Below are 15,375 nucleotides of genomic sequence, written 5' to 3'. Positions count from 1 at the left end.
GAGGCTGGCCGATGACCGAAAACTGGCGCGACTACCCCCGCGACTTGATTGGCTACGGGCGCAACCCGCCCAACGCACAATGGCCCGGTGGCGCCCGTCTCGCCGTCAATTTCGTGTTGAATTACGAGGAAGGCTCAGAATACTCGATCCTCGACGGCGACGCCCACGCAGAGACGTACATCGGAGAAATTCCGGTAGCGTCGGTCGGACCGGGCAAACGGGATTTCGTCACCGAATCGCTCTACGAGTACGGCAGCCGCGTCGGGTTCTGGCGTCTGATGGACCTGTTCGCCGAGCGGCAATTGCCGATGACGGTCTTCGGCTGCGGTCTTGCGTTTCTTCGCCACCCCGATGCCGCCCGCGCAATCGCCGAGGCCGGCCACGACGTATGTAGTCACGGGTGGCGGTGGATCAGTCACCACCTGTTGAGCGAGGACGAGGAACGGGAACACATTCGCCTCGCAGTAGATGCGATCGCCAAAACCACGGGGAACCGGCCGCTGGGTTGGTACTGCCGCTACTCGCCGTCGGAACATACCCGACGACTGGTCGTCGAGGCGGGTGGGTTCCTATACGACTCCGATTCCTATGCCGACGATTTGCCGTACTGGGTTACCGAGTCCGGGCGACCGCACTTGGTGATCCCCTACACGTTCACCAACAACGACGCCAAGTTCACCGCGGCGCCTGGGTTCGGTACGGCGAGCGACTTCGAGGTCTTCCTCAAGGATGCCTTCGATGTTTACTACCGCGAGAGTGCGCGGACGCCGCGCATGATGTCCATCGGCCTCCATGCACGCTTTGCTGGTCATCCCGGCAGAATGGCCGGATTGATGCGTTTCATGGACCATTTGCAACGGCACGACGACGTGTGGATTTGCCGACGCGAGGACATCGCCCACCATTGGATTGCGACGCACCCGGCGGCATAGCAAAGAACGACGACCCGTCAGGCGTAACCAGCCCGGACTTGGGCCACGGCGCGGCGCCATCCGGCTAGGCGCCTGGCTCGTTCGGAATTGTCGATTTGCGGCGTAAATGCATGCGCGGCTCGCCAATTGCCGGCCACATGGTCGAGCGAGGGGAAAATCCCCGCGCCAACGCCCGCCAAAACCGCGGCACCCCAGGCGGTCGTTTCGGTGACCGCCGGACGTTCGACGGCGATGCCAAGAAGGTCCGCCAGGAATTGCCCGAACCAGTTGTTCTCTGCCATCCCGCCATCGATTCGCAGCGTGCTTGGCCGGCGATCGGATTGGGCGAGCAAATCGTGCGTCTGGTATGCCGCCGCTTCGAGCGCTGCACGGGCGAGGTGGGCGCGGGTGGTATCGCGGGTCAAGCCGATTATGGCGCCGCGCGCTTCGGGTTCCCAATAGGGGGCGCCTAGGCCGGTGAAGGCGGGGACAAAGTAGACCCCACCGTTGTCGGCCAATCCCCGCGCGAGGGGTTCGGAGTCCGCGCTCGACCCGACGATGCCCAGGTTGTCGCGCAGCCATGCCACCGCGGTACCGGCGTTGAACGCACTGCCCTCGGTGGCAAAGGTGACGTGTCCGTCCACCCGGTAGGCGACGGTGGTCAGCATGGCGCCGTCGTTTTGCGGCGCCTTCGGCCCGTCGTTGGTGAGGACGAAACACCCCGTCCCGTAGGTGGCCTTGGCCATGCCCGGCTCGACGCAGCCCTGGCCGATCAAGGCGGCCTGTTGATCGCCCGCGACACCGCCGATGGGCAGGTCGAAACCCAAAACGTTTGTCCCGACGACCCCGTAGTCGTCCGCGCTGTCGCAGACCGTCGGGAGGACGGAAAGGGGAACGCCAAACAACGTGCACAGATCCTCACTCCAGGTTTGGGTGTGGATATCGAACAGCAGCGTGCGCGAAGCATTGGTCGCGTCGGTGGCGTGGCGGTGTCCGCCGGTCAAGCGCCATAGCAAATAGGTATCGATTGTGCCGAACGCGAGGTCGCCGCGTTCGGCTCGGTCGCGGGCGCCCGGCACGTTATCGAGGAGCCACGCAAGCTTCGTAGCGGAGAAGTAGGAGTCCAGGATAAGGCCGGTGGCCCCGCGAATTGCAGGACCGTGTCCGGCCGCTTCGAGAGCCGTGCACATCGCCGCACCGCGACGGTCCTGCCACACGATAGCGCGGTGGATCGGCTGTCCCGTTCTTCGGTCCCACAGCAGGCAGGTTTCGCGCTGGTTGGTAATTCCCGCTGCGGCGATACGGGGCGCACCGACATCTTTGACGGCCTCCCGGCACACCGCGACGGTGGCTGACCAGATTTCCTCGGCGTCGTGTTCAACCCAGCCGTCGCGCGGATAGTGCTGATCGAGCGGCCGTTGTACCGACGCGACGACCCGACCGTCTCGGTCGAAGACAATCGCACGGGTACTGCTGGTGCCCTGGTCGATTGCTAGCAGGAGGTCGGATGCGGTCATTTAGGTTGCTTGCGACCGCGTCGGGAATGGCACGGTGCGGCCTTCTGTTACCGGTGCCCTACAGGTCGTCTCGAGTTTGTTCCGCCGTGAAAAGGCAGCGCAATCGAGCTGCCCAGCGGCTGCCCCAGTGGAAATCCACCTAGGGAGGGGCCGCGTCGCTAGGCTGCCAAGCGGAAAGTGCGATGATGCCTTGCCGACTTTGCGGCGGTGGAACATCGGCTCTCCTTGCAACCCGAATTGCAGTTCGAACGCCAGCATACCGGTTCCTGGCGGCGGCGTATGGGATTGGGGCATTTCCTCCTGTATAGTCAACCCGGACGAAACAAAAGGCTACTGGGAGAGTATCCATGAAATTCAAGACATTGGTCTTGGGCGGTATTGCTGCGTTCTCGATGTTGGGAACGGCGACCATCGCCCAAGCGGCGAGCGACACTCTGCGCGTCGCCCACTACGACAATCCAGCGCAAGGCGGGATGCCCTATGGCACGTTCGGAGCCAACGGTGCCTACCAGCTTTACGCGATTTTCGATGGGCTGACTTTTGTTGATAACGACAAGTCGGTCAACCCCGTGCTTGCTACCGAATGGACGTTGACCAGCCCAACGACTTGGGTGGTTAAGTTGCGTCAGGGCGTAACGTTTCACAACGGCATGGCGTGGAACGCCGACGCGATGATCGCAAACGTAGAAGCCATTTTGAGCGATGAGGTCGTTTCAAAGCAGCAGGCCAGCCGTCAACTCAACACGATGGCCAGCGCGAGAAAAATCGACGACCACACGGTTGAAGTGACGACTAAGGTACCCGACCCCTTGTTCCCAAAGCGTCTGCACATCATGCGCGTGCACGAACCCAAGGCGTGGGCGGACCTTGGAGCCGAGGGCTTTTCCAAGGCGCCGGTTGGTGCGGGCAGCTACAAGATCGTCGAGTGGAAGGCCGATCGTATCCTTATGACGGCGTACGAAAATGCTTGGCGCAAACCCAAGATGAAGAACGTCGATATAGCGATTATTCCTGAAATCGCGACGCGGATTCAGGCGATAAATTCGGGCCAAATCGACATTGCTTGGGCTCTCGACAATAGCGCGATTGCGCTATTGGATAATGCTGGCAACAAAATCGTTCTGTCCAAGCGGCATGACACGTTGAACTTGATCCTGTTGCATCAGAAGAAAGAAAGCCCGGTTTCGGATGTCCGTGTCCGCCAGGCTCTAAATTACGCCTACGACAAAGAGACCTTTGTTAGAGAGGTCATGGGCGGGATCACGCGCACTAACGGACAGCCGTCGGATTCAACGGCGACGGGCTACTTCGAAGACATCAAGCCGTATCCGTACGATCCTGAAAAAGCCAAAAAGCTGTTGGCCGAAGCGGGCTATCCGAACGGGTTCGACATGAAGGTCGAGTTGGTTACGTCGAGCGGCGAGTTCGGCGACACCTTCCAAGCGATGGCCCAGGACTTCAAGAAAGTCGGCGTCAATGTCGAACTGGTGAACCTTTCGATCCCCATCTTCGTGCAAAAGGTTCTGGCCCAGAAGCCCTGGGAAGGCGACGGCTTCACCATGATGTACGAGGCGCACCCGATGGCCGATCTATCGCGCGTCATGGGCACGCATTCCTGCAACTTCTTCGCCAAGCACACTTGCTTCGAGGAAATCATGCCGACGATCAAGGCAATGGATGCCGAGATGGACCCGGCAAAGCGCGAACCCCTGTTGCGTAAGGTCGCGCAGTTCTATCACGACAATGCCGCCGTGGTGTTCAGTCATGAGCGCCCGGCGATCGACGGTCTGTCGCCCAAGGTAAAGGGCTACCGCCTCGTCAACCGCGTCCCGTCGTGGGCCGATATCGAGTTGACCGACTAGTCGACCCGTTACCTAAGGCGAAAAGGGGGCTGCTTTGCGGCCCCCTTTTTTTGTTAGTGAAGCCTAGTGAGGCCGAGAGCGCCTAAAGCAATTGCTGAATTGGCCGCTCCCGCGAGGGTCAGCACGACACCAGCAGCCAAGACCGATTGGGCGAGGTCGTCGGCGGCGAGGCATACTTTCGCGGTGCCGCCCTCGCCCGAGACCGCTTCGGCGAGGGCCGCCCCCATGATCGCGTCGCCCCGTTGATGGGTCGCCGTCAGCGCGAGAAGCAATAATTCGTCCCGGCACACAGCGGAACACCACGGTGGATGATAGCGAAGAGTGCGGCGCGGACACCGCGCTATCGCGCGTATCATGATGTCGAAGTGAGCGAGGATAAGGTGGGCTTGGGCGGTCCCTACAAGGGGCTCGAGTTCCTTCCTTGCCCGGTCGTTGGCGGTCCGATCGAACTGGGCGGAGCCCACCAGCCACCACCGGAAAGCACAAAGGAGGTGCCGTTCCGCCACGCTGAGGCAGTTTTGGCAGGAATTGGCGGGCAAGTTTTGTCCCTCGGCTTTCATAGGCAGATTATATTGCGACTGAGAACTATTCGCAATTGATTCATCGTTTGGAGAGGTAACGCGATAGCGGGCGGGCGGGCGGGTTGATCGACCCCCAAATCGAAAAGGGGCGGGCCTCGGGGTCGGTTTCGGCCTGTTCGACCCGGCGTAGGGGCGGACCCGTCGGTCCGCCCCAGGCCCGGGGGGCCTTTGACGCGCCGGTTGGGGGCGGCGCAATGGGGGCTATGGATGGGTCAGCCAGCATTTGTTGGACCGTCAACAGATTATGGCTAGAATTTTTTTTACTTAGTTTGCCGGAACACCTTAGGAGAATTCCTCCGTGAAGTTGGTAGGCTTGTCTCCACGGTTGGCGAGGTCGCGCGGTGGGCGATCCGTCTCGGCAATAGTGCTGTCGGTAATCCTGGTCGGTTGGCCGGCGCTGGTCGTCGCTCAACCCGTTGGATCGACTCCGTCTGAAAGTGCTCAAAAGAGCTTCGATGCCTGCGTAGCGACAGTGCGAGATAGCAACGCGAGCCTCGAGGCAATCCTTGATGCATGCCGAGGGCCGGGGCGTGACAGAAACCTAGAGCCAGGTCAGCGACGTGCGGCGTTCGGCGCTTTCGTAGCAACCCTTGTACGAGCGGGGCGCATGGAGGACGCCGTCGCTGCTGCAGAAGAGGGGCTGGTAGAGGATCCGGACAATCTCATCTACCTTAAGGCGCTTACCCTCGCGTTCCGCGACCTTGGCGATTATGAAGAGTCGATCGCTATGGCACAGCGTTGGCGCAGAGCCCAGCCCGATAGCGGCGTACCATATATTTTGGAGGCCGAATCGCTCGAAGCGCTAGGGCGGCTTGACGAGGCCGACAAGGCTCTCGATTCTGCGCTCACACGCAACATCGAACCCGAAATCTATAGGTCCGTGCTTGAGGATCAGCGTGCATCCGTAGCGGGAAAGCGCGCTCGGCTCGCCCTAGGCACGACGACGCCGACCCTCGACTCGAAACGCCAATACAAAGCATGTATCGACGCAGCAACGGGAGAGGAGAAAGATCCCGCTGCCGCGGCGACGTATTGCCGCAACGCAGCGCAGGACCATCATCTGGACGATTTTTCTCGACGCGCAGCAACCGGTCATTTTGGCGTTGCGCTCCACGCGTTGGGCCTCAAGCCCGAGGCGGTTCTCGCTGCCGAGGAAGGACTACGGCATTGGCCGGACGACCTATTGATCCTTTCGGTCCTCGTGGCCTCTGCAATGGAAATCGGCGAAAACGAGAAGGCGTTGAACGCAGCCACTCGGATGATGAGCATTTCGCCTGGCGATCCGGAACCGGCCGTCCGCGCAGCCCTGATGCTTGCCCGCCTTGGCCGTTTCGATGAGGCTGATCCCACTCTTGCCCATGCAATTGCCCTGGGGGCAGACTCTGAGTTTTCTCAGCACGTCCGTCAGGAAATCGCCCAAGGTCGCGCAAATGCCCATGCGACGCGCGAAGACCCGGCGCTCGACCCGCTCAATGGGGCCTTCGTCGTTATAGCCAACGCGAATGTTCGGGCAGATGCGTCGGTGTCGTCGCAACGACTCCGGACGCTTCCTCTTGGGGACCAAGTCACCGCGCTCGGCAAAGTCCGCGATTCCGACTGGTATCTGATCTCACGCAACGGTCAACGGCTAGGCTACGTGTTCGGCCCGCTCGTCGCACCGGTTGGGAGTGCCAAGGCAATGGCGGCGCTGGATCGGGCCGGGCCCACGCAGGCCGCACCACCCCCAACCGCTACCGTGGCGGAAAACCGCGATGCTGTGGCGGTCATCATCGGCAACCGCACCTATAGCCGTGACGTACCGGAAGTGTCGTACGCGCATAATGATGCCGACGCCATGAAGCGCTACGTGATGGACGTGCTGGGCTACCGCGACGGCAATGTTATCGATCTGCGCGATGCGACCTTGGCAGATTTGAACCGCGTGTTTGGCAACGATAGAAATCCGCGGGCGCAGCTTGCCAATTGGATTCGCGCCGGGCGTTCCGACGTGACCGTATTTTACTCCGGCCACGGCGTGCCGGGGCTTAACGACAAACGGGGGTACCTGCTCCCGGTTGACGGCGATCCCAATCTAGCGGAAGTGACCGGCTACCCCCTCGACGTCTTGCAACGCAATCTGGCCAAGCTGCCGGCGCGCTCCATGCAGATATTTATCGATGCATGCTTCTCGGGGAATTCGGCTGGCGGCGTGTTGCTGCGGGCAACGTCGGGGATCGGAATTTCGACTCCTCTCGCCGAAACTGCTGGTGAGCGCTTTGTCATGATCACCGCTGCGTCCGGGGACCAAGTGGCGAGTTGGGACCACGACGTCAAACAGGGCTTGTTTACGCGGCATTTGCTCGCGGCGCTGGGCGGTGTCGCCGACGGAACCGACTGGGGCAACGGCGACGGCAATGTGACGTTGTCCGAGGTGAAGGCCTACCTCGACGACGAAATGACCTTTCAGGCCCGCCGCCGTTTCAACCGCGACCAGCGCGCCAGCATTGTGGGGACAATGTCCCAGGTTGTGGCCCAAGGGGGCGACTAACGGGCGGGGATTGCAATCGCCGGTTGGTGCTGGGCAAAGGCCTCGCGTATCATGGTTCCATGGGCGAAGCTAAAACCGCCCTGATCCATGCCTAGGGGATGGAGTCGGCGGTATCACGCGGCAGCGAAGGGAACTCCCATGAAAGCGGCGCTTGTTTCTCTTTTTTTGTTCGCCCTAGTTGGGCCGGTAACAATGTTTCCGTCCGGTGCGCTGGCGCAAGACCAAATCAATATCATCGTGGTGGGCGAGGATGCCGACGAAGACAGCGTGCCGCGCTTCAGCCGCATTTTTCAGCGAGTGCAAGACGCGCTGATTGAAGAGCTCAATATCGCCGGCTTCGATGTCTACGATGAAACCGCGGCGAGCCTTGGCAATTTTGCCCAGGACCGCGTGCGCCGCACCGACGCCGAATTGATCGATGTCGCCCGCAGTGTCACCCGGCCGCCGATTGACGTCGCTGTCATTTTCACGATCTTCGCCAGCGTCGAAGAGTTGCGCTACACGACGCGCGTCCATGCCCGTGTGACCGGTCGTTTGCTCAACGTCAAAACAGGCAAACGCCTCGGCAACTTCGAGGTCGACAGTCCACGGGCGTGGAATGCCCCGGTGGATTGCCCGCGCGATTGCATCCTGGAAACGGTTGGCCGGTACGCCAAGGTACTGGCCGAGGATGTCGGGGACGCGTTGTCGATCAAGTTGGCCGATCTCGTCGAGGGCGACGACGATGGTCAGGCCGCGCGGGGCAGCGAGGGGTTGGGCGGCGCCTACACGCTGGTATTCCGGGGGTTCGACGCCGACGAAATGTTGGATGTCGAGGAGTTTCTCGTGGTCTTTGGCGGCTACAAGCGCTACCGCCCGGTATTCACCGGCGGCCGGCACCGGGAATATTGGTACGAAACCGACTCCACTTCGGCGCGGCTCTCCCGCAATCTCGAAAAGATGCTCGACCACCTCGACGTGCGCGGTCAGGTCAATTTCTCTGGCAGCGAGTTTCGTGTGACTAAGATCCGAGCGCGCCGTAGCCTCAAGGTCGACGCGGACGATTTCGAGTAACACCGGAGCGTCGCGATGCGCGCGGCAGCGATCTTGGTCTTTGTCCTGGCGGTTACCGGATGTGCGGTCGCTGTGGAGACGACGATCGCCCCGCCATCTGCGCCGCCCACAACAGTGGTCGCTGCACCCTTACCCGAGATCTTCGATCTGGCAGCGCTGGTCGCTGAGCGGTCGGGTGGCCTCTTGGCCGACGCGTCACGCGCGGAGATTAACGGAGCCCTTGCCGCGCTGATCGGGCAGGGCCGCGAAGGAACTAGGATCGTGTGGAGCGGATCGGATGGCCGCAACGAGGGGACGTTGCGACTCTCGCGTTTCGGTGCGTTGATCGGCGACGTACGGACCTGCGCCTTGGTTCAACATGAGCATCGCCTAGATTTGGGTGCGGTGCGCGGCAGTATTCGGCTGTGCAAGCGCGGCGACGGCGACTGGCGGCTCGACGACGTGGTGTGGCGACGCACCGGCGGTGACCTTGCGGGAATTGGGGATGGACGACGCACCTCTTAACCTGTGGCAGAGACGACGCGCCCTCCATATGTGCCGGTGGTCGGTGCTGCTGTTCCTCGCGCTGATCGCGCCCCTTTCCCCAGCGTCCCGCGGCGAAGCGACCGAGCTCGTCGTCGATCGTAGTGACATTGTGAAGGCGTTGGCCCCCGTCCGTTTCCTCCCCGAACATGCCCAGCGGAGCGCCCGCATCGACCTCGATGTCGCGTTCAGCCTCGGTTCAGCGGTTCTGACACTGCGGGCTAAAGACCAGTTGGACGAGCTTGCTGCGGCGCTAAGCAGACCAGAATTGGCCGAGGCGCGGTTCGTTCTGGCCGGTCATACCGATGCGCGAGGCGCCGAAGGTCTCAATTTGCGCCTTTCCCAGGCGCGCGCCCAAGCCGTTCGCCGCTACCTCATCGAAATACACGGTCTCGCCGCGGACAGGGTTGCCGCGGAGGGCTACGGGGAATCGCGGCTAAAACGCCCGCTCGACCCCAACGCCGCCGACAATCGGCGGGTCGAGGTAATCGCGTTCCCCCATCGCCCCGTGCCAAAATCCACCCGCCGTGCCATTACTGAATAACCTCGCCCGACCGCTGGCGGTCTTCGTTGCCCTAGTTGCCCTAGGAGGTGGGTCCCCGGTGCTGGCGCAGCGTGACGTGTCGCCACCACCGCTGTGCCGCAACGAACCTGATTCTGCCGAGGCCATCGTGGCGTGCCTTGCCGAAGAATTGCTGATCGGACTGCGTCGGGCCGAAATCGAATTCAAAGACGCGCCCCTGCGCGTGGCGGTATTTCCCTTCGATAGCGAGCGTATTCCTGTGCCCGCCGATCGCGCGGCCGATTTCAATGATCGCCTCGTCGCCGCTCTGGTGCAGCGCGGTCATGGTGCTGTGGTGGTCATCGCCCGCGAGGACTTGCGCGAGGTCATCCGCGACCTCGAGGAAACCGGCGCATTGCAGCTTGATAATCCGGTGCCCGCCCTGATCGAAAGCGCGCGGGTAGACGTTCTGATTGTCGGCCGGATGCAACGCGACCAGAATGATCTTCGACTGCGCTACCAAGCGACTCGCACAAGCGGCCGCCCCGAAACGGTTGCCGCCACCGATTGGCGTACCGTTCGTGGCGGCGCCACAGTGAGCGCCCAGGGTGACCTGTTGGATCAGGTCGCGCGGGCGGCCGCCCGGCAAATCCGAGAGCGCGCGCCGGACCTTCGATTGCTGCGGCTTGCCGGACTTTCATACCAGGATACCGGCTTGCGGACGCCGATCGGCGACGCCATCGAAGGGCATATCGTGCGCGATTTGGAGGAGGTATTTGCATCGGCGTTGTCGGACCGACGCCTCCGTGTCGCCCGGCAGGGACTGCGCGACGACGGGGGTGCCGAGCGCGGGGCCTACGTGTTGTCGGGCAGTTATTGGGAGCAGGGCGATACCGTGGAGGTGCGGGTGCGCCTAGAGGGTGCTGGCGGCCACTTGGTCTCCTTCCGAAGCGCCGTGCGCCGCGACGATCTGCCCCCCGGTCGGTTGCGGCCGCCAGGAGAATTTGGGCTGCTCGCCGAAAACCAGGTTGGCCCGATTCGCTTACAACTCGACAGCGACCGCGGACGGACTCCGAGCTACGCTATCGGCGAACGGTTCTCGTTCCTGTTGCGCACCGACGTCGACGCTTACGTTTATTGCTTCTACCTTCAGGCCGACGATACGTTGGTGAAGATCTTTCCCAACAGTCGGCATACCGATGCGCGGCTCGCGGGCGGTGAAGTTCACGAGATGCCCGGGGCGGCGTTTCCGTTTTCGCTCGACGTCTTGCCGCCGGCGGGGATCGAACTACTGAAGTGCTATGCGACCCAGCGCGACGTGACTGCCGATCTGCCGGCCCCGGTGCGCGAGAATGCCTTGCGTCCGCTCCCCCCCGGTTTCCGCTTCCGCCTCTCGTCGGTCTTCCGCGCGCTGCCCGACTCCGGCACGACCGAGGCTTCGCTACCGATCACGGTGACCGAAGCGCGCTAGGCGGCTGTCAATCCGCGCCTAACCTTTGCATAGGGAACGCCATGACAGCGGCGGCTCTCGATGCGCGATGAATTTGCCAATCACGCGATGACTGAAATCGCGCTAGCACTGGCCATGGCCTTCTTTACCCTGTTGGTATTGGCGTTGGTTTCGATGGGCACGGGGATTGCGACCCCCGGGGTTGGCTCGGGTGGTGTCGCCGTGGTGGAAAGCCGCGTCGGACCTGTCGGCGCCGCCAACGACCGCGATGTCCTCATTTGGCATCGCGGACAATTCCTCGATCCCCACACGCTCGACCCGGTCGATCCTCTAGGCGCTCAGCCTCTAGCGGTAGCGGTTGATCCGGCGACCCCGCTCGCCGCCATGGTGGCGCTCACCCAGCAACTCGCGGGGCGCGATGTGGTGATCGCGGCCCAGACCCAAGAATGGATCGACGCCCTGGCCGCTCGAAAGGATTTGCAATGACCCGTACAATTGGCTGGGCTGCCGCGCTTGTCGCCCTGGTGGTGGCGCTGGGACTACCGGCAGACGCCGAGGCGGCGACCGAACCCACGGTGCTCCAACGACTGATCGTCGAGGAGGCGTTGAACAGTCGCGTGCCGCCCAGCCTTGCGCTCGCGGTTGCGCGGATCGAGTCGAATTTCGCCCCCGACGCCGAGAGTTCGGCTGGCGCGCGGGGCGTGATGCAAATCATGCCGGCAACCGCGCGTGGCGAGTTCGGTGTCGAGCCAGACGAATTATGGGACGCCCGGCTCAACGTCCAGCTTGGGGTGGCGTTTCTTGAGCAGCTCTACGACCGCTACGGCGCCTGGGACCTTGCCCTTTCGCACTACAACGGCGGGAGCGTGCTTGGTACGCCGCCCCATGCGGTGCCGCTACCGGTCACGCGCGACTACGTCCGCGCGGTGCTGAAATGGGAGCGGCGATACCGGCTCCAGACGGCGCTGTGGGGCGACCCGCAAGCCAAGCCTGGCTGGTATCCGGCCCGTACCTCGGTGCGCGCCCTAGCGGTGGCGGTTGCGCCTGGGTCGCTTCCCGAACCGCTCTTTGCCGCCGGAGAATGGTCGTTGGGCTCGTCGATCCACATGCGTAGACTAAGGGTCCGGCACACGCTCGACGACTTTACGCCGGTGTTTCGCTGGACTGGAGGTTGACCGGACGATCCATGGACGGACAGGAAGCAACACGCCGGTTGATCGAAGGCGGTATCGGCGACACCCTTGCAGCGGCCTTTGCTGCGCTTGCCGAAGCGACCACGGCGGACGGCGATTTGCGCTATGCGCCGACGGTGCCGCGCCGTCTTGCGCGCGCCATCGCCTGCCGCAGCTACGCGTCCTCGCTGCTGCAGCTTTGTCATTTCGTTAACCTTGCCGACGCCGCTGGGCACGGACGGGAACGCTATGAATCCCTTCTCTTCGGCTTGGACCGCGTCGCGTCGTCCGCTGCGCGGGGCCATTTGCGGCGGGCCATCGACGCCCATGGGTGGCGCCGGCCCGGTTTTGAACTGACCGCGGACGGTGTCGACATCGCCTACCGCGACGGCGGTTTTAGCGTGCCCTATGCGCGGATGCCCTATCTCATTGCCGTCGCCGAATTCTTGATCGGGGTCGACGACTACAGGGAAATAGACGGGATATTCACCGCGATGCTGACAGACGCGCATGGCCAGCGCGCGATCAAGGACGCGTCGAACGCGTTGGCGCGACGTCTCTACCGCGTCCTGGCGGACCAGTTGCCGAGCGCCCAGAACCAAGACAAATACCGCCGTATTGTCGATCATGTGTCGGCCACAAGTAATGACGGCACCGTGTCGATCGACGACAAAACGGTCTTGGAGTTTTGGCAAGCGGTATCGAACGATCCCGACGGTGCCAGCGACTTTCGGGCCTACCGCACCGTCTTGGCGGCGTTTGTTTCTTTCGTCGAGTCGATCCGAGGCGTCGAAACCAAGGGTGCCATGTCGCGCGCCCTGCGCTTAGGCAGCGATCGCGAGTTGGGCGAGGTCGATCCCGATGCGTTGGAAGCCACGCTGGATACGGTGGACCCCTGGCGCTCTCCGCTCGCGGTCTTGGCGGAGGCACCGGCCGACCGGGTCAAATTCTTCAATAAAAAGGAGGGCGAGTTTCTACGCGACTTGATGGATTACGGGCCAGCGGCGTTCGACCTGCCGGTGTCGGTGCTGCGGGCCGACACGTTCGGTGCGACGCAGGGTCAGATCACCCAAGCGCTACGCCGTGCCGCCGCCGACGAGGTTCCCGCCCTGTGTACTTGTCGCGAGACTGAGACCTACGAAGCGCGGGTCGCCGGTTACCAGCGCGGCCTCGCGCAACAGGAGCGGATCATGCTCGCCGTCCTCCACGTGTTGCGTCGGTTCCGCGACTCGCCCTCCGAAGCGGCCGGCGTCGAGGACAGCGTTGTGGTCGACCGCGCTTCACTCGCGTTTCGTCAATTGTCACGGGCCGGATTCCGCGAAGAAGATCTGAAGGATCCCGATGTCGTCGCCGCCTACCAATTCGCCGCACCGGCACTTTCCGACGCCAAAGATCATGTCGACCGTTTCTTGGTGCGCTTCGACGGCGTCGACCTCGACGCCCAATTCACCGCGGATCGCCCCGCGTTTGCGGCGCAATTCGCAGCACTCTATGGAACATAGCTATGACGATTTCTCTGCGCTTACCATCTCGTGACGACGATGCGCGCCTCGTATTCGACGCGTTGACGGACATGCGCGCTGTTCTCGCGGTGCGGCCGGAGTCGCCGACCGTCACGATGGCGCAACTTTACCGGTTGGCGACCGACCCGCAGCACGACGACGCGGCGCTCGAGGTTCAATTGGCGGAAAACCCGGCGTTGCGCGTGCGCTTTCAAACGCTACTCGAACGGACGGCGCTCTACGCGTTGCCGAAGCTCGCCGCCGCGAGTTCGCGTGAGGTCACGACGCGGGAAGGGCGGGGGTACCGAATCCGCCTCCAACCGTCCCAAGCAGAATCGACGCAGACCTATATCATCTTCGAATTCGACGATACGGCGCAGACGGCGCCGCGTACCGTCTTTGTCTGCCGGGCCGATCGGGCGCCACTTCGCCACCGGTTGCCGGACGCCATCGGCGGCGTCGTACAACTCCTCGTCGATTCCGAGTCCGACCTGCTGCGCGGATTGCGCGATCTGGACGCCGAAGTCTTCCTGCGCTGAATGAAAGCACGGGTCTACCTTGCGACCACCCAAGGACCGGTGTTGGTCGAGCGCATCGCCCGCGAATCCGCGCCGCGTTCGGCCATGTGCCTCAAGCGAACGACGCGGGTGCTTCCGGTGAGCGCCGGGTACGATGCCTTTGTCCGCGCGCCTTCGGGGGTCATCGATCGCGAATTCGGACCGTTCGGCGATGGCGCTTTTCGTCTGGATGTATCCGGCGAAATCGGCGACGGCGATAGTTGGCAGCTCGGCGTCTTTGTTGCCCACGCCCTATGGGCCCGGGGCCAGTTGGCAGGCCCGGAAGATCCGTTCGACGCGGTCTATTGGTTCACCGGTACAGTCGACGGCGACCTTAATATCGGCGCGGTCGCCGGGGTCGCCTCCAAAATCGACGCTTCCGGTGCGCTCCTCGCGGAATGCGCGGTGCACGGCACAAAACCGGTGTTCATCGTGCCGGTCGAGAATGCTGCGGCGATTCCCGCGCTCGATGCTGCCGTCGTCGATGTCGCGACCGCGCGAGCGGTCGACGATGTCTTGCGTCACCTAGGCATTGGATCCGCGTCGCCGGGGCGAGTGCCTGCCCAGAACAACCGTTCCGCGATCCGCAGACGATGGTTTTGGGCGGCTGTCGGTGCCGGATTGGTCGCCGCAGGCGTCCTCGTAGCGCTGCTGGTGTTGCGGCCGGTCCAGGACGACGCTGCGTCCGCGCCGCCGGTTGCACCACCGCCCGCGCAGCCGATCGAGGTGACCGTCGTGGGGCTCTTTGCGCCAGCCGGCAGCACCTGCCAAGCGGTACTTTTTGACCGTGTGGAATCCCGTCGGGCAGCATTGAGCGCCGGCCCCGACGGGACCGTATCCATGACACTGGGTTCGGACCTGTGCGGGTTCTCCGTCAACGTCCGCACCGCCACATCGCTTTTCGTGTTGGCGGGTCTTCGCGGGCGACAGGGCGGATCCGACCGGCAATATCCCCGACCGCCCGAGCTTGGCGGCGCGACGCGCTTTGCGGGGGCGGCCGCGTGGCGGATCGATTTGCCGGTTCGTCAGGCGCGCGCAATCGATTACGACATGGTCGTCCTGTCCGCGGACACGCCGATCGCACCGGCCGCGTTGGACCGTGCCTTTTCCGGCGCAACCGTAGAGCCAGCGGTGCAGATTCAACGCCGCCGGATCGAAGGGCGTTGAAAAAAGCGCTCTAGCCCCGCCATAGCCTCTGTTGCAGTGCTAATGGAGGAAG

At 63.0% G+C, this 15,375-nt stretch carries 14 protein-coding genes; 12 read left to right on the top strand and 2 right to left on the bottom strand.

The window, feature by feature from the left end:
- The first annotated feature begins 11 nt into the window (after window positions 1–11).
- A complete protein-coding gene (locus RID42_16140; GenBank protein MEQ8249211.1) occupies window positions 12–932 on the top strand; it encodes an allantoinase PuuE in 921 nt (306 codons plus the stop codon).
- Between the two features lie 17 nt (window positions 933–949).
- Here the strand turns inward: RID42_16140 and glpK are convergent, their stop codons facing one another.
- A complete protein-coding gene (gene glpK, locus RID42_16135; GenBank protein MEQ8249210.1) occupies window positions 950–2,428 on the bottom strand; it encodes a glycerol kinase GlpK in 1,479 nt (492 codons plus the stop codon).
- A 347-nt stretch (window positions 2,429–2,775) separates the two neighbouring features.
- Between glpK and RID42_16130 the strand changes: the two genes are divergently transcribed.
- Window positions 2,776–4,290, top strand: coding sequence for an ABC transporter substrate-binding protein (locus tag RID42_16130; GenBank protein MEQ8249209.1), 1,515 nt, complete (start codon window positions 2,776–2,778; stop codon window positions 4,288–4,290).
- A 53-nt stretch (window positions 4,291–4,343) separates the two neighbouring features.
- Here the strand turns inward: RID42_16130 and RID42_16125 are convergent, their stop codons facing one another.
- Complete coding sequence (locus RID42_16125) at window positions 4,344–4,562, bottom strand: hypothetical protein (protein ID MEQ8249208.1); 219 nt, start codon at window positions 4,560–4,562, stop codon at window positions 4,344–4,346.
- 916 nt (window positions 4,563–5,478) lie between these two features.
- On the opposite strand from RID42_16125, the gene RID42_16120 reads away from it, so the two are divergent.
- From RID42_16120 to RID42_16075, 10 genes are all read left to right on the top strand, one after another.
- Window positions 5,479–7,398: a caspase family protein gene (locus tag RID42_16120; protein MEQ8249207.1), complete on the top strand. Its 1,920-nt coding sequence runs from the start codon at window positions 5,479–5,481 to the stop codon at window positions 7,396–7,398.
- 138 nt (window positions 7,399–7,536) lie between these two features.
- Window positions 7,537–8,451, top strand: coding sequence for a hypothetical protein (locus RID42_16115; protein ID MEQ8249206.1), 915 nt, complete (start codon window positions 7,537–7,539; stop codon window positions 8,449–8,451).
- Window positions 8,452–8,466: 15 nt separating this feature from the next.
- On the top strand, window positions 8,467–8,955 hold the full coding sequence (locus tag RID42_16110; protein ID MEQ8249205.1) for a hypothetical protein: 489 nt from the start codon (window positions 8,467–8,469) through the stop codon (window positions 8,953–8,955).
- Window positions 8,936–9,517, top strand: coding sequence for an OmpA family protein (locus RID42_16105; protein ID MEQ8249204.1), 582 nt, complete (start codon window positions 8,936–8,938; stop codon window positions 9,515–9,517). Before RID42_16110 ends, RID42_16105 begins: the two co-directional genes overlap by 20 nt.
- Before the next feature lie 58 nt (window positions 9,518–9,575).
- Window positions 9,576–10,946 carry a DUF4384 domain-containing protein gene (locus tag RID42_16100; protein ID MEQ8249203.1) on the top strand — a complete coding sequence of 457 codons (1,371 nt, stop codon included), beginning with the start codon at window positions 9,576–9,578 and terminating at the stop codon, window positions 10,944–10,946.
- A gap of 60 nt (window positions 10,947–11,006) precedes the next feature.
- The gene (locus RID42_16095; GenBank protein ID MEQ8249202.1) at window positions 11,007–11,411 is read left to right on the top strand and encodes a hypothetical protein; all 405 of its coding nucleotides are present in this window, start codon (window positions 11,007–11,009) and stop codon (window positions 11,409–11,411) included.
- Entirely contained in the window at window positions 11,408–12,100 is a 693-nt protein-coding gene (locus RID42_16090; protein ID MEQ8249201.1) for a lytic transglycosylase domain-containing protein, read from the top strand. Before RID42_16095 ends, RID42_16090 begins: the two co-directional genes overlap by 4 nt.
- 11 nt (window positions 12,101–12,111) lie before the next feature.
- The gene (locus RID42_16085; protein MEQ8249200.1) at window positions 12,112–13,599 is read left to right on the top strand and encodes a hypothetical protein; all 1,488 of its coding nucleotides are present in this window, start codon (window positions 12,112–12,114) and stop codon (window positions 13,597–13,599) included.
- A gap of 2 nt (window positions 13,600–13,601) precedes the next feature.
- Complete coding sequence (locus RID42_16080) at window positions 13,602–14,138, top strand: hypothetical protein (GenBank protein ID MEQ8249199.1); 537 nt, start codon at window positions 13,602–13,604, stop codon at window positions 14,136–14,138.
- Entirely contained in the window at window positions 14,139–15,323 is a 1,185-nt protein-coding gene (locus RID42_16075; GenBank protein MEQ8249198.1) for a hypothetical protein, read from the top strand.
- Window positions 15,324–15,375 lie beyond the last annotated feature (52 nt).

This window comes from Alphaproteobacteria bacterium, from assembly GCA_040216735.1.
Classification (GTDB): domain Bacteria; phylum Pseudomonadota; class Alphaproteobacteria; order SHVP01; family SHVP01; genus CALJDF01.
Note: the sequence above shows the minus strand (reverse complement) of the source record. Positions and strands in the feature narration are given on the sequence as shown.

Excerpts from the sequence above, each read along its gene's own strand:
- RID42_16085 (MEQ8249200.1), top strand. The coding sequence starts at position 12,112 with ATGGACGGACAGGAAGCAACACGCCGGTTGATCGAAGGCGGTATCGGC.
- RID42_16140 (MEQ8249211.1), top strand. The coding sequence starts at position 12 with ATGACCGAAAACTGGCGCGACTACCCCCGCGACTTGATTGGCTACGGG.
- glpK (MEQ8249210.1), bottom strand. The coding sequence starts at position 2,428 with ATGACCGCATCCGACCTCCTGCTAGCAATCGACCAGGGCACCAGCAGT.
- RID42_16130 (MEQ8249209.1), top strand. The coding sequence starts at position 2,776 with ATGAAATTCAAGACATTGGTCTTGGGCGGTATTGCTGCGTTCTCGATG.
- RID42_16075 (MEQ8249198.1), top strand. The coding sequence starts at position 14,139 with ATGAAAGCACGGGTCTACCTTGCGACCACCCAAGGACCGGTGTTGGTC.
- RID42_16110 (MEQ8249205.1), top strand. The coding sequence starts at position 8,467 with ATGCGCGCGGCAGCGATCTTGGTCTTTGTCCTGGCGGTTACCGGATGT.
- RID42_16105 (MEQ8249204.1), top strand. The coding sequence starts at position 8,936 with ATGGACGACGCACCTCTTAACCTGTGGCAGAGACGACGCGCCCTCCAT.
- RID42_16115 (MEQ8249206.1), top strand. The coding sequence starts at position 7,537 with ATGAAAGCGGCGCTTGTTTCTCTTTTTTTGTTCGCCCTAGTTGGGCCG.
- RID42_16095 (MEQ8249202.1), top strand. The coding sequence starts at position 11,007 with ATGCGCGATGAATTTGCCAATCACGCGATGACTGAAATCGCGCTAGCA.
- RID42_16080 (MEQ8249199.1), top strand. The coding sequence starts at position 13,602 with ATGACGATTTCTCTGCGCTTACCATCTCGTGACGACGATGCGCGCCTC.
- RID42_16120 (MEQ8249207.1), top strand. The coding sequence starts at position 5,479 with ATGGAGGACGCCGTCGCTGCTGCAGAAGAGGGGCTGGTAGAGGATCCG.
- RID42_16090 (MEQ8249201.1), top strand. The coding sequence starts at position 11,408 with ATGACCCGTACAATTGGCTGGGCTGCCGCGCTTGTCGCCCTGGTGGTG.